A 15175-nucleotide genomic window follows, 5' to 3' on the forward strand; every position below is an offset into this window, starting at 1 on the left:
GTAAGGTTTATTAAAATAGAAACAAATGTCTATTTTATCGATGACAAAGAATTAATTTCTTGATTTTTTTTTATAAACTCTATATAATATAAGTCTAAAAGGCAATACAAAATAGAACAACCTCCACTTAATTTTAGAAGTTTTAGAAATTTCTAGATTATTTATAATTTTATCAAACAATTGATACTCTTTAAAACTTAGAGATGTTTGAATAAAATAACGTAATAACGAATCTGATAGTAACTTCTGTCTCTCTAAATTCTGAATAATTAACAATATTGCATTCTTTTTAGACTCTCTACGAATAGGATTGTTTGAATAAAACTCTCCTGTGTTTGATTTTAAATGCTTTCTACCAAAAAACAAACATTTTTCTATTGATATTCCAACAAATCCTAATGAAATTATTCGAGAATACAATTCCCATTCCTCAGCGTACATCAAATGTTCTTCAAATCTATTATTTTTAAAACATTCTTTTTTCCACAGCACAGCACAGGAATTAATAGGTAGTTCATTTTTTAGAATTTTCTCAACATCATTCTTGTCAATGTAAAATGAATCATAATCTTTTGAATAGTCAAAATTATAATTAAAATCACCTCTAAAGACTTCTCTAATATATCTGCAAAATGAAACATCTCCCTTAGTAAGTTCAAAAAAACTAATTTCTAAATTTTGAGGATGTACGATATCGTCATCATCAAAGAAAATAACACAATCACCTTTTGCCAAATCTAATCCATAATTACGACAACCCGGTAATCCTTTCTTGTAATTATCTGAGCGTTTTACAAAACGAAAACGATGATCATTTTGTAAAATTGGTATTATTTTTTCTTTGGTATTATCATTCCCCCCATCATCAATAATTAAACATTCCCAATCTTCAAAAGTTTGATTTTGTATTGACTGCAAGGTTTCAACAATAAAATGTGCTCTATTGTAGGTTGCCATAATAATAGAAACTTTTGGAATTGAACTCATCTAAATAAAGATTTAAACCACCTCAAAGGCTTTACTATCATACTTCCTATTTTATACTCTAATCTTTTTGTGCACCTTATTTTTTCTTCTTTTTCCATTTCAATTCTTGATAAAAAATAATTTACAAAAGACTCAAAATGCTCAATATACAATTCTTTATGTTTTAAAAAGATATATTTTTTAATATCCTTATCATGATTTTTTACAGCAGTCGTTCTCATAGAAGTTTCATGTTGTCTATAAAAAAATAATGGCTCCTCAATAATATGTACTTTCCATCCTAGTAAACAAATTCTTATATAAAATTCCCAGTCTTCATAACCATATTTCATATTTTCGTCATATCCAGAAACTTGTTCCCAACACTCTCTTCTAAACAATGAAGTCCCAATGGCTGCATTACGGAATAAAAAATCATCAATCGATTTACCTGTTGGTTTAAATTCAGTTAATTTACTATCCCCTATAAAACGAACCCCCCAACTACTCACTAAACCAATATCCCTTCTCCCAAAAAGAATACCTATACCTTTCTCTATAAAATTATATTCGTATTTATCATCCGCATCTAAAGTAAGAATGTATTCCCCTTTAGCTTCTTTAATCCCATAATTTCTTGCACTACTCAATCCTCCATTTTCTTTTTTTAAATATCTAAATCTGGAATCTTTTGACAACCATTCTTGAGCAACGATTTCAGTATGATCAGGACTCCCGTCATTTACAATAAGACATTCCCAATGCATATAGCTTTGATTTAAAATTGATTGAAGAGCTTCTGGTAAAAATTCAGCATGATTGTAACACGGAATAATAACAGACACTAATGACGAGGTTTCCATAATTTTATAAATAAATTAAAAATCTTTCTTTTTCCCCTAAATAATAAGGATTGTCCCTCTATTTGTCTTTTGAAAAACAACTTATGTTTTTTTATTAATTCTGGAAAACTTCTCTCAACATTGATATACAACCCATTTTTCATTAGTTCAACATAATTTGTTTTTTGATCCTTAAATCTAATTTTCAAAATCAGCTCAATTGATTTCCAACTTAGGATTGCATCATCCACTTTTTGATAATCATTATAATTACTAATATTTTCGGCACTGGTCCATCTGTAATAAACTATTGCATTTGGTGCAAAATATATTTTATCTGTTTGACAGAATAATCGAATTAAAAATTCTGAATCATCATTCAAACTTAAATGTTCGTTCCACAATCCAGATTTATCAATGATGCTTTTTTTTATGAGATAAGCATGAATCGGAAAATATCCTTTTGATGATGCTAATGCTTCTAAAAAAACAGGGATGCTATTAAAATCACTATATGAATTTAACGAATCAAAATTTACGGAATCATTAGGGAATTTAACAAACCTCCCCCATTTACACGTACATATTATATTCGCATCCCAATCTTTGATTCTTTTTATCTGATCTTGAAGTTTATTTTCAGACAACACATCATCTGAATCTAAAAACTGAATAAAATTCCCTTTAGATTTTTCAACACCTATATTCCTACAACTACTAGCTCCTTTATTTCTCCCAATTGGTCTTTTAAAATACCGAAAACGAATATCTTTTTTCACAAAAGAAAGTATCACTTCTTCTGAATTATCAAATGAACCATCGTCTACAATAATGCACTCCCAATTATTATATGTCTGTAACAAAACACTATCAAGGGTCTGACTAATAAGGCTTGCACGATTATATGTGGGTATTATAATTGATACTAAAGGTTTCATTATATTCCTTTTATCTTGTTAAAAAAAACATCATAATCATGAGCTATTTTTCTTGGATGATACATACTTTTTTTTGCTAGATAATCATTTGAAGTAAAATATTGATTTGATTCTAATGATAACACTTCTGAAATCACTTCTTTATAATTACCTTTTTTAAAGTTCAATAAAGGCAATTTTAAATTCTTTGCTGTTTCAGTCAAATTTCCTATTTCGGGAATAATCATCGGTTTATCAAAGGTTAATCCTAAATATAAATTACCTGAATTTAAACTTCTTATTCTAGGAATAATCATTAGTGAAGATTGCTTAACTAAATCAACTAAATAATTGTACTCGATAAATTGAGACATGAAATAATATCGTTTTTTAGAAAGCAAAAACCATCCCCTTTTCTCAATCATTTTTTTATAATATTTCCTAAACCTTGTGGGGATATAATCTGGAATCTTATTAAATTTTAAAACTCGAGGAACAATCAAAAATTTATTTGCAATAGGTATTTTCCTAAAAATCTTAATAATGAAATCTAACTCTTCTTGTGACCTAACACTTCCTACTACAGAAACAATAAATTTATTCGATAAATCAGCCGAAATCATATCTTGAAACTTCTTCGTTTTAAAATTATCATTTAAACTGTTATATAATGGATGAAAAATAACCTTATGCAAACAATTATCAGGGAAATACTTTTTAAAATTATCTAAGGAATAATTACCTAAATGTATCACTCCATCCACATATTTATATAATAATCTGAATAAATCTAAAAACTGCTTTTTCTCATCATAATGACTTTCAAAATCATTTAAGGTATATATAATTTTAGAACGTTTTTTCCATGATATTAACTCTTTTTCAAAGTTCAACAATTGTTCTTGACTAGGTGATTTCCAATCAAAAATCGCTTCTGGAAACTGAATATTCACAATGCTATAGGACTCTTTATAATTTTTATAATTATCAAAAATAAAATTATGATTTGAGAAAAAAATAATTTCATCTAGATAAATATTTCTATCCTTTTCGTGCGGAACAAATATATCCATAAACTCTTTTTGCTTTTTCTTTATTTTTTTTAAAAATAAATTGGATAATAAATTGATTCAAAAAATGAAACTTATTCTCTAATAATTGTCCAATTAAAATCGTATTAATTGCTAAAATATTAACTCCTCTCAAAAGAGTTATTAAATGATTAAAGACATATGCTTTCTGTTTCATTTTATCGATTACAAAATGATTTTGCAAAAAAAACATAAACATAAAAAGACTTTTAACTTTCAGTCTAATAGTTTTAAAATCTGTTGATTTAGACGAAATATTAATTCCACTTATTCTCCAATATACAGATTCTGTTTGAATATTAAAAATTCCTGTTTTACTTGCAAAAAGCAACCAAGAAGCATAATCTGAAAACCATCCCAACGGAAATTCGACAAAACCATTATTCCTATTATAAATCTCCCTACTAAAAATAAACTCACTTGCTGTAATCGTTTCTTTTATTGAAAACATTCTGTCTAACAACTTATGTGCTGTTTCATGCTCTTCAAATAAAAAATCATTATTATGGATTATATTATTCTCATCCACAGTACGGACACGAAACCGAATTAAATCGATCTCTTCCTTCTTCTTAGTTTCAATTAACGAATAAAACTCTTTCACCACATTCTTACCTAAAAGGTCATCATCACCCAAAACCATAAGCCATTCCTCAGTATGAGTCAAAGAGACACATCTTTCCCATTGTTTAATTAACGACTTCCCTCCTAAATTCTTTTCAAAACGATGATAAACAAAATCAAACTGTCCCTTATATTTTTTTAATAAATCAATTGGCGGTTCTTTACTGGCATCATCTCCAATATAAACTTTGAATCTCTTGTCTGTCTGATTTGCTAATGATTGTAAATTAGCTTCAAAAAAACTATGCTTGAAATAAGGAATAACGATTGCTATCATTGACTCAAGACTTTTTTTGTAATTTCCAAATAGGAAGTACCCCATTTATGACAAGGTTCTAAATGATTTCCTTCTGCCCATTCATTCCAAGCATTAATAAACAAAAACTTTTCTTTGTTTTTATCCCAATCATAATTATTTCTCAAATGTTCCAACCAATTTCCATACAATTCTGGACTAGCGTTTTTTAATATAAATGCATCTCTTTTTCTTCGTGGACTATTATCCCACATAGGAGTAATCATAGGGCTAACATCATCCTTATAACGTGCTTTTTTTTGCAGAACCATAAAGTCTTCATATTCAAAAACTCGATCATGTTCATTCACTCTTTTACTAGATTTTACCTTTATATTTTTTAGAAACTTTTTATAATACTTCGATAATAGTTTCTCCTTTTTTATTGGTTTTTTAGGCACATTTGAAAAATTAGGTTGAAACTCTATCCCAAAATCAAATCCTAAATATTTTTTATCTTCTTTATCTTCAAAAGCCTCCACATATCCTATATGCAATCCTGCCAATCCATTATTTATAGCAATTTCGTTCCAAATTTGGATTGTTCTTTTTATATCTGGAAATAAATTAGCCCTATAAATCACAAACACAGGTTTCCCATCTATTTTGATGTACCTATCATCTTTAAAATAGGGGATTAAATGTAATATATGTTTTAAATCATCCTCTTCAGAATAAACTTGTTTTAACAGTATATTATTCTCTCCTCCATCCCATGTCCTTGTCCAATTCTCATTAGCCCAACACATCATAAAAGGGAAATCCTCGTTAGAGTTCTTTAGTTTTCTATCCAAAGGTTCATGAAGTACTCTTTTACCATTAAACCAATAATGATAATAACAAAAACCATGAATACCATAATCTTTAGCCATTTGTTCTTGAGCCATTCTTGCTTCATCCAAACGCAAATCATAAAAACCTAAATCAGCAGGTAAATGCGGTTGATAATGCCCTTCAAAACGTGGTTTTGCTTTAGCTACATTCGTCCATTCTGTAAAACCTTTTCCCCACCATGCATCATTTTCAGCTATAGGATGAAACTGCGGTAAATAAATCGCTATAGGCTTTATTTTATTCATTAATTTAAATTCAAGTTTTTTATTAAAGTTTCAAATTCATTATACACATATTGTTTATTTGAATGTGTATCTAATAAAAAATGTTTTGCATTTTCTCCTTTTTGTTTTCTATACGATTCATCATCATAAAACTTCAAAATAGAAGAAACAATTGCTTGAATATCTAAAAATGGGACCACAATTCCACCATCTGATTTATTAATAAAATCTTTACTACCACAAACCTCATCAAAACAAATAGACGGTTTAGCATAACTAGCTGCTTCTAACACTACTAAGGGGTAAGGATCTTCTCTCGAAGTTAGTAACAATAAATCAATCACATCATAAAAAGTAGCCATATTATCTGACGTAAATTCAAAAAAAACTTTACCCCCTAAATTTGCTTTTTCTAATTGGTATTGAAGTCTTTCTAATTCAATTCCTTTATAAGCACCTTTCCATTTGAAAACAATAGAAATATCAGGTCTTAACAAAAACAATTGCGTTGCCACTTGCACAAATAAATCGGGACCTTTCCTCCAGTCTATTGTACCGCATCCTCCAATAATAAACTGATCGTGATGTAAATTCGTTCCAGATACTATTGCAGATTTGTTATGAATGTAGTAAGGTAATTCACTTATTTTCAAATAAGACACTCCTAAATTAACATGTAAAAAATCTTTTACTAAATTACAAGGAACACAAAAAACATCTGTATTTTGAATTACTTTTTTTAAATCATCTGTCGTAGTATAAGTTTTGCATGCAATTTCTAATTCATGAACGTAACTTACTATAGGACCGTTATAATTTGATTTAACTATTTCTAAAATACCACCATTGGTTATCGTATTAGAAACTATACAATGATATTGATTCAAAAATAAGGAATCTTCCAAAATAGATTTCATTTTAAAAAACCTATTCCTTAATAAATTCCCCTTACTTTTTTTTTCATTCAAACAAAAAGTTGGTGCTAAATCTTTAAACTCACTCTCTAACTCCCCACCTTTTAATAGTATAAAGTTCACCTCATAATTCCCAAACGAAAGTATTAATTTAACCAAATTTAATAACAAAATTGGAGCACCTGTCCTAGTGGCATCATGCGATATGAATAGGATTTTTTTCAACTAGATAAATTTTAATTTTAATTTATAATATTTAACTAATAAAAAGGTTTTGTAAAATTGCAATTTATTGTTCTCTTTTTTGTATAATGTTGTTAAAACATGATACGTATTCAACATTTTTTTTAAAATAATTTTTTGATATTTTTTTTCTACTAAAAATTCTTTAGAAATTATTTTGGTAAACGAAACATGCTGTATATAAGCTTTAATTAAACTTTTATCATCTTTATGAAAACTCCCGTGAATACCTCCTTTATGAATTCTATAAACTCCCATAAGGTCCTTTAAAACACGCCCCTTTTCATTTGAATTATTCATAACCAAAAGAATTAATGCTAAATCCCCAAAAGGAACTTTATAAAACCAACGTGGAATAGTGTTGACACACTCCTTTTTTAAAACAATTGAACAAGTAGCCGTCTTATTGCTTAAAATATAGTTCTCTAAAGTATAATCTAAATCATAATTAACATTAGGAATAACAACACTTTTAGAGGTGTCAAATGTATTCAATTGTATAACATTATGAAAGCATATTCCAAATTCCGGATTGCTTTCCAAAAATTCAACTTGCTTTTGTAGTTTTAAAGGATCAGTCCAGTAATCATCACCTTCGCAAAGGGCGATGTATTTTCCTCTACATGAAAGAAAAGTAACTGTTCCATTTAGGCTTTTATAAAATTGCCCTTTTGAATCATACAATGCTGTTAATTTTCTATCTCTTAAGAATAATCTAATCTTATCTGGGTATTTTTCTGCATATTCTTTACATATTTCTCTTGTTTTATCATTTGATTCATCTTCACCAATTACGATCTCAAAATCAAAATTAGTTTTTTGCATTAAAATCCCCTCCAAGCATTCTCTAATAAAGTCTTCTTGTTCATAGGTGGCTACAGAAACTGAAACTAAAGGTTTTATGGAATTAACTTGTTTCTTTTTTCCTAAATGCTCTAATTCATCTAAAATAATAAATCTTCTATCCATTTCCGTTTTAGAAATCATATAGTTCGCTTTTAACCATTTCAACTACTCTTTTGCTATTACTTGTATCTCTGTGCTTATAGAAGAATCGTTGTGCATTTCTATACCTTTCATTACTATTCTCTTCATTAGTTTGAAGCGCAACATCCAATGAACTTAACAATTCATCATAATTACTTACTATATCCCCAGGGAACACCATCTTAAAATCATACAATACGCCATCTTGTTCTTTTGAATAATGCTCAAAATCATAAGCAAAAGCAATTACACTTTTATTAAGATACATGGCTTCAATAAATACACTCGAATAATCTGAAACGACAAAATCGGCTTCTCTTATTAGAGGTGCAATTTCTGGAATTTTAGTATGACCTAAATCAAAGATAAATTCATCATCAATATACTTTTCAATATTAAATAATGTATCACTATGTCTAAAATAATGAAGTCGTATCCCTAAAATTGCATTATTATCTTTTAAGATAACGACTAGTTTTTTAATTTCTTCATCCGTAAATTGATAATATTCTGAACTTCCTACCGCCGCTGTTTGTCTGTAGGTAGGTGCATAAAGGATCAGTTTTTTATCTTTCTTAATCTCTTTAATATAATCAATTTGGCTTTTTAAGTAATTTGGTAATTCATTATATGCTAGTAACAAAAAATCATTTCGAGGTAAACCAGTCTGCCATACCTGTGCGTTTTTTATGGGATGAAACATGGCTGTCATTGCATATGCATCTACTTCAGATGAACATATTAAGCCCGAATACATTTTACGCTCATAACGTCTAAACCGAACTCTATCACCTCTCTTTTTCACTAAAGGGTTCCAAAGTGCAAATAATTTTTTAAAAGGAATTCCATGCCATAAATTGATAACTTTTCTCTTAGACATATTTGCTTTTAAAACAACAAACTTTGATGGACCATACCTCAACGTATAATCCATTGAAATAGAATGCGCTACAAAAAGCACTTTGCATTTCATAAATAAATAAAGTCCCTCAAATGATTTTAGCTTAACAACTCTATAATTTAAGGCCTCTTCAATATAAAAATCGGTTAAATTATCTCGTGTAAAAAGGATTTTATGTATAGACTGATCACTTTTCACTTCTTCAAATACTGCTCTGGTGTTTTCAACAAATTGGTCTGACTTAATAAAATGAACTGAAAAACCCCAATAATTTTCATTTTTAGGCAGTATAAAATCAACAACCCTAAACAAGGGTGCTATTATATATTGAACTATAAAATAATTTTCGAATATCCTCATAGTTTATCTCCTAAATCAATTCTAACTTTAGTAGTCGAAATACCTTCTGTTCTTGACAAATAAACAACCTCGCAATATTCTTTTAAGAAATCAAATTTCCCAGCCCAATCATCTCCCATTACAAAAACATCAATATTGTTATTCTGAATATCTGTAGCTTTTTGTTCCCAAGTATGCTCTGGAATAATTTCATCAACATATTTTATGGATTCAACTATAAACCTACGTTCCTCAAAAGTATAATAAGATTTTTTATCTTTTAATTCATTAAATTCATCCGACGAAATCCCAACTATCAGATAGTCTCCAAGCTCTTTTGCCCGTTTTAAAATATTGATATGTCCTCGATGAATTAAATCAAATGTTCCATAAGTAATTACTTTTTTCATAAAAAATCAAATTGCGTAAAGAACAAGTTCTTGGGTTATATGTAAATGTTGCCTCAAATAAAACTTATAATCTGGGTTTAATAACTTAATGTATTGAGGAATTAAAATTAAATCAGTAGGCTTGTGATAAGCACAAATTGCCAATTTTGGCTTATATTTTTTAATTGTTTCTTCTGCTCCTTTAAGAGCCTCCATTTCTGCTCCTTCAATATCCATTTTAATAAAAGTAGCTTCCTGACCATTTAAAACATTATCAATAGAATCACATTGAACTTCAATTTCACCTAAACTTTCAGACAAATATGACCTCTCAGCATTACAATCATTACTATTAAATCTTAATGCTTTTTTCCCCGACCATACTCCTTTGTTTATAGTTCTCACATTTCTAATATTATCACCTTTAACTCTATTAGTTAGTTTACTGTATGAATTTGAATCTGGTTCAAAGCATATTATCTCTTTATACTTGCCATTAACTGAATTAATAAATTTAAGAAGAGTATCTCCATTATAAGCTCCTGCATCAATAAAAACTTCATTTTCACTTAAATTAATAATATCCTTAACAAAATATTGTTCTTTATTAATAAGTCCATAAATCCCATCACATCTCAATGTTAATTTTCCATTTAAATAACCTACAAACGTTTCTTTAGAAACATCATCATTTAGTAATTGGTATGAAAAATAAAATGCGTCTAAATTATCCTCAATAAACTTATAATCTAAAAACTCAACGCTTAATGTTGTGTCTAGAAAGTAAACTTTATTTTTCTTCTTAAGTTCTATAATATTATTTTCAGCGACCAAATAATCCGTAAATCCAATTACTATATTATACGCATCAAACTTAGTATCTATTTCATCAAATGAATAAACAACTTCCCATTCTTTATTTGGCAAGAAATAATATTGCTTATCCACAATAACACCACTGATATTAATATTATGTTCATTTAAAAAAATATTTAGAGTTTTTGCATACCCTCCTGCTCCATAAATCAATAGAGGTAATTTTGAAGAACTTAATTCCTCTAAAAGTAATCTCTTATCAATACTATTTCTCTCGAAACATTTTAACAAATCATGAGCTACAATCATATTTTTTCTTTATTTAAAAGATAAATCAATTCCAAAAACAGGAATTTTTAATTTATCTAAAACATCTTTTCTTTCTTGAAACGAATCATCTATAAAAATAGCGTCCGTATACTTAATATGTTCAAATTTATTATCTTCTCTCTTTAGATGAATAATACTATCAAACAATCTATCAATCTTATAGTTAAGTAATGTCTCTGCTAAATTGAATTGATGTTTTGTTATGAGATGAATTTGTTTTCCTTCGTTTATAAATTTATAAAGGGTAGCGACTAAATTATAATTAATTTTATTGTCTACAATTATTGTATCATCTAAATCAACATATACATGATTGAATTCAATAGCTATTTTAAAGATATTATTTAAAGCTCTATCCATTTCTACTTCAAAATCATTTTCTAATATAGAAACAGGTAATTCAAAAGCATTAAACAAAGATAAGGCTGCAAAATTAATCCCTTTAGCTTTATAAACGGCCGAAGAACCACCTATTCGTGAAGCAATCTCCAACAAAACTAATTCTCCTTGTTTGTTCTCTTTTAGTTGAAAAAACCAAGCTCCATTGAGTTCTAAAGTTGCATTTATTATTAGGGCAATAGAATGAAATCTTTCATCTAAAGCCATCGTTTTTGTATGAACACTTATCCCATTAGCTATCCGACTTCTTTCTCTGGCTCCAGCAAATAACAGTTCTCCTTTAAAATTGGTAAAACAATCAATGGTAAATTCTTTTCCTGGTAAATATTCTAATATTAATGCATTAGGGTGTTTTACAATATGATTATGGACTTCATTAGAATTATTTGCTTTTAAGACACCTCTTGATCCATAACCAACATCGGGTTTCAAAAAAACAGGATAGGTTTGTATCGATTCAATTGTCTGAAAAACTTCAGGAACTTGAATTAAGCTTTTAAACTTCTCATAAGTTTTAGATTTGGACAAACAAATGGAAGTCGTATCAATATCGGAGGAAATTACCTTGCAACCTAATTCCTCCTCATTCTCTTTCAATTTATGGAGAACCAAATCCATCGCTGGATAAATGGCATCAATGTTATATTCAACTACTATTTTTTTTAACGATTCAATAAACAAATCATCTGTTACAAAAGGGATATTACCGATATACTGTTCAAAGACGAATTTACCATGATCATCAATACTATTCCCTCCTATTATATTAAAATGAATAGAATGTTCTAATGACCTATATATTTCCAACGCAACTTCTGAACCACATGGAAATACTAAAATATTTTTTTTACTCATTAGTATTAATAATATTTACAATTTTTTCAGTATCGGAAATACTTAAAACATGACTCAAAGGCAAACACAATATCCTACTAGCAATACTTTCTGAAATAGGCATTGATTGTCCCTTAGTATATTCAATCGTATTCAAAGCAGGATAAAAATACCTCCTGGGAATTATTCCGTTTTCTTTCAATTTTATTTCAACTTTTAAAAGTTGGTTTTCACTTTCAAAAATAACGGGATAATAACTATAATTCCAGCTCGTATTTTCTCTTATTTTTAATGTTTGAAGTTTGGATAAATCCAGATGCTGGTTATAATACTCTATTACTTTTTTTCTTTCTTCCAAAATGAATTCCATATACGGTAATACGGCTAATCCCATCGCTGCTTGCAATTCGGACATTTTTGCATTTATCCCTAAACCATGAAAAGCCAAAGGACCATTGTGACCAAAATTATGACTGTAAAACATTTTATCTATTAAAGATTCATCGTTGGCAAACATAGCTCCCCCTTCACCTGTATGAAATAGTTTGGTTGCGTGAAAACTACAACTACAGATATCTCCATAATTAAAAATAGATTGCCCCTTATAATGCACCCCAAAAGAATGGGCTCCGTCATAAATTACTTTAAGATGGTATTTTTTGGCGATTGCTTCAATTGCTTCCACATCACAAGGATTACCAAATACATGTGTGGCTAATATAGCTGTTGTTTTTTCTGTAATAGCAGCTTCTATTTTGGTTTCGTCGATAGTGAGGTATTCAGGATGTATATCTACAAACACTGGGGTACAATGTTCCCAGACAATGGCGGCAGTAGTTGCCACATAGGAAAAAGGCGTGGTGATGATTTCCCCTTGATTTCCTAATAATTTCAATGCAATTTGCAAAGGAGTCGTGCCATTGTTAGTCGCAATCAAATGAGGAACTCCTAAATGTACCTTTAACTTATCTTCCAATTCCAAAACTAATTCTCCGCGATTAGTCAACCATTGGTTATTCCAAGCGCGTTGCACCTGAAGTTGGTATTCTTCGATAGGCGGTAAGAAAGTTTGAGTTACATTAATCATTTTGTTTGTCTTTAAATTGCCATTGGGCGTCTAAATGAAAGGGTACCCACATCTCAGTTTCACTCTCCACTTGAAAGCTATCGACATTGTTAATACGCAATATAGGTGATTTATTTTCAAAATGATTAACCGACAAATCATAGGTATAAATCCCTTTTGCCAATAAAACATTTGGTAGCTTAATCATCAGTTTCATTTTTTTACTCAGCCAATCTACCTCATGTTTCTCATTTAATATTCCCGCTATGGGCCTTTGTTCTTTATCTCTAAATTCTAAATAAACGAGCGGAACTTTAGCAAAAGACGCTTTAAAAGACAATTCCAATTCAATATGTAAATCATCCCCTCTCTTAATGGATTTAGTTGTCTTATGGTTTAATAATGTTACAGTACCATCATCAAACATAATATTGAGTTCGTTGGAATTAAATTTCCCATAATAAGCATCAATCCCTTTAGGAACATTCTTTCCTTGATACTCAACTACACCATTTTGCATTAAAATGATTTGACTAGAAACCCTAGCTACCATTGGCATACTATGAGATACAAAAATTACGGCGGTATTTGGGAGTAAAGAATCAATTTGTTTAAAGCATTTCAATACAAATCCCAAATCCCCCACTGCCAAAACTTCATCAATAATCAAAACATCAGGTTGCATTTGCGCAGCTATGGCAAACCCCAGACGTACTTTCATACCAGAACTGTAATTCTGTACTGGCATATCTATAAACTCTTCAATCTCAGAAAAGGCGATAATAGCCTCAAACTTTTCTTCAATTTCCTTTTTTGAGAAACCAATGACCGCTGCATTATTGTAGATATTTTCTCTTCCACTAAGGATAGGATTAAATCCAGCACCTAATTCAATCAAAGCACCCACTTTCCCTTTGATAGTAATAGTGCCTTCATCAGGTAAAATCAATCCATTAAGCATTTTTAACAAAGTACTTTTACCCGCACCATTATGCCCTATAAGTCCTAAACACTCCCCTCTTCTTACTTCAAAACTGATATCCTTAACGGCCCAAAACTCATCTTCACGCAAAGTCTTATGCTGTTCTTTTCTGGAAATCCCTCTTATTAAGTCGAGCACTCCATAATAAAGACTTTTCTTTAAGTTCTTCGCAAATTTTTTAGAAACGTTTTCTACTTTGATTAACACTTCTCCCATTAGGCACTCATTCTTTCAGTAATAATCGGAATCGAAACTCGATAAACTACCATTGCTATTAGACTTAAAAAAAAAGTCACTAAAACTAATACTCCCCAAAACATCCAATTTGCAATTGGCATGCCTGTTAATGAATTTCGGATATCTATTAGTAGATAGGTCAAAGGATTTAAATACATTACTTTTTGCATTAATCCACTTTTAGGAACGGCATACAATACAGGACTCACATACATTAAAAGTTGTAACCCAATAGGAATTAGTTTGCTGATATCATTGTACAATACTCCTAATGGCATCAGCAACACCCCAATACTAGTAAATAATAGAATCATTACAATCAAGAAAGGAACAAACAGCAAAATAGTTTGCGATGGTAATATTCGAAAATAAATTAAAAAGAAAAGAATCAAACTCAACTTAATGGTCAAATTAAAAAACAATTTAATAAAACCTAAACTGATTAATGCTTCTTTTTCAAAATTAATCTTTGTTAATATACTTCTGTTGCTATTTACTGTAGTCATTGGCATATTTAAACATTCACCAAAAATGGACCAAATGGTTGTTCCTATCAATACAAAAACTGGATAAGGTATTCCTGTTTCACTTAGATTAATAACACCCGTACCTTGTAAAAAAATCCATATCATAGCATTCATTACCACTGGAACTAATACCCAAAAGATTCCCAAAATGGACTGTCTATGTTGGGATTTTATATCTCTTTTTGCTAACTGTCTAGCCAAGTAGAAAGAAGACTTAAAGCCTTTAATACTCTCTAAAAGTATTTGACGAATGCTATATTTTGTATTATTTGAATAAATTCTTGTTTCCAATGGAATTCTGTTTGTTGATGACCAATATATCCAATATATGGTTTACTAATAAATAATCTATTTTTTAAAAGTACTAATATACATTGGGCCATTCCTAATAAAACCGACCAATGACACAAAAAATAGG

The 15175-nt window shown here is 29.4% G+C and carries 15 protein-coding genes; all 15 read right to left on the reverse strand.

Annotation, left to right across the window (positions count from 1 at the left end):
• Positions 1-51 precede the first annotated feature (51 nt).
• Genes SLW70_RS00345 through SLW70_RS00415 form a run of 15 tightly spaced genes read right to left on the reverse strand, consistent with a single transcriptional unit; the run spans position 52 to position 15048 of the window.
• Positions 52-987, reverse strand: coding sequence for a glycosyltransferase family 2 protein (locus tag SLW70_RS00345; RefSeq protein WP_320889878.1), 936 nt, complete (start codon positions 985-987; stop codon positions 52-54).
• On the reverse strand, positions 984-1829 hold the full coding sequence (locus SLW70_RS00350; RefSeq protein WP_320889879.1) for a glycosyltransferase family A protein: 846 nt from the start codon (positions 1827-1829) through the stop codon (positions 984-986). Before SLW70_RS00350 ends, SLW70_RS00345 begins: the two co-directional genes overlap by 4 nt.
• Positions 1811-2746 (reverse strand): glycosyltransferase family 2 protein, encoded by a 936-nt coding sequence (locus tag SLW70_RS00355; RefSeq protein ID WP_320889880.1) that lies wholly within the window; start codon positions 2744-2746, stop codon positions 1811-1813. Before SLW70_RS00355 ends, SLW70_RS00350 begins: the two co-directional genes overlap by 19 nt.
• Entirely contained in the window at positions 2746-3798 is a 1053-nt protein-coding gene (locus SLW70_RS00360) for a hypothetical protein (protein WP_320889881.1), read from the reverse strand. Before SLW70_RS00360 ends, SLW70_RS00355 begins: the two co-directional genes overlap by 1 nt.
• Positions 3767-4717: a glycosyltransferase gene (locus SLW70_RS00365; protein ID WP_320889882.1), complete on the reverse strand. Its 951-nt coding sequence runs from the start codon at positions 4715-4717 to the stop codon at positions 3767-3769. The genes SLW70_RS00360 and SLW70_RS00365 overlap by 32 nt, the downstream gene beginning before the upstream one ends.
• Positions 4714-5814 (reverse strand): glycoside hydrolase family 99-like domain-containing protein, encoded by a 1101-nt coding sequence (locus SLW70_RS00370; RefSeq protein ID WP_320889883.1) that lies wholly within the window; start codon positions 5812-5814, stop codon positions 4714-4716. The genes SLW70_RS00365 and SLW70_RS00370 overlap by 4 nt, the downstream gene beginning before the upstream one ends.
• Positions 5814-6932 carry a glycosyltransferase family 4 protein gene (locus tag SLW70_RS00375; RefSeq protein WP_320889884.1) on the reverse strand — a complete coding sequence of 373 codons (1119 nt, stop codon included), beginning with the start codon at positions 6930-6932 and terminating at the stop codon, positions 5814-5816. The genes SLW70_RS00370 and SLW70_RS00375 overlap by 1 nt, the downstream gene beginning before the upstream one ends.
• A complete protein-coding gene (locus SLW70_RS00380; RefSeq protein ID WP_320889885.1) occupies positions 6933-7937 on the reverse strand; it encodes a glycosyltransferase family 2 protein in 1005 nt (334 codons plus the stop codon).
• Positions 7927-9198: a CDP-glycerol glycerophosphotransferase family protein gene (locus tag SLW70_RS00385; protein WP_320889886.1), complete on the reverse strand. Its 1272-nt coding sequence runs from the start codon at positions 9196-9198 to the stop codon at positions 7927-7929. Before SLW70_RS00385 ends, SLW70_RS00380 begins: the two co-directional genes overlap by 11 nt.
• A complete protein-coding gene (tagD, locus tag SLW70_RS00390) occupies positions 9195-9587 on the reverse strand; it encodes a glycerol-3-phosphate cytidylyltransferase (protein WP_320889887.1) in 393 nt (130 codons plus the stop codon). Before tagD ends, SLW70_RS00385 begins: the two co-directional genes overlap by 4 nt.
• A gap of 6 nt (positions 9588-9593) precedes the next feature.
• Positions 9594-10691 carry an FkbM family methyltransferase gene (locus SLW70_RS00395; RefSeq protein ID WP_320889888.1) on the reverse strand — a complete coding sequence of 366 codons (1098 nt, stop codon included), beginning with the start codon at positions 10689-10691 and terminating at the stop codon, positions 9594-9596.
• A gap of 9 nt (positions 10692-10700) precedes the next feature.
• Positions 10701-11966 carry an ATP-grasp domain-containing protein gene (locus tag SLW70_RS00400; RefSeq protein WP_320889889.1) on the reverse strand — a complete coding sequence of 422 codons (1266 nt, stop codon included), beginning with the start codon at positions 11964-11966 and terminating at the stop codon, positions 10701-10703.
• Positions 11959-13032 (reverse strand): DegT/DnrJ/EryC1/StrS family aminotransferase, encoded by a 1074-nt coding sequence (locus SLW70_RS00405; protein WP_320889890.1) that lies wholly within the window; start codon positions 13030-13032, stop codon positions 11959-11961. The genes SLW70_RS00400 and SLW70_RS00405 overlap by 8 nt, the downstream gene beginning before the upstream one ends.
• A complete protein-coding gene (locus tag SLW70_RS00410; RefSeq protein WP_320889891.1) occupies positions 13025-14209 on the reverse strand; it encodes an ABC transporter ATP-binding protein in 1185 nt (394 codons plus the stop codon). The genes SLW70_RS00405 and SLW70_RS00410 overlap by 8 nt, the downstream gene beginning before the upstream one ends.
• Positions 14209-15048, reverse strand: coding sequence for an ABC transporter permease (locus SLW70_RS00415; protein WP_320889892.1), 840 nt, complete (start codon positions 15046-15048; stop codon positions 14209-14211). Before SLW70_RS00415 ends, SLW70_RS00410 begins: the two co-directional genes overlap by 1 nt.
• Positions 15049-15175: the final 127 nt, after the last annotated feature.

The sequence above is a fragment of the Flavobacterium sp. NG2 genome, assembly GCF_034119845.1.
Classification (GTDB): Bacteria; Bacteroidota; Bacteroidia; order Flavobacteriales; family Flavobacteriaceae; genus Flavobacterium.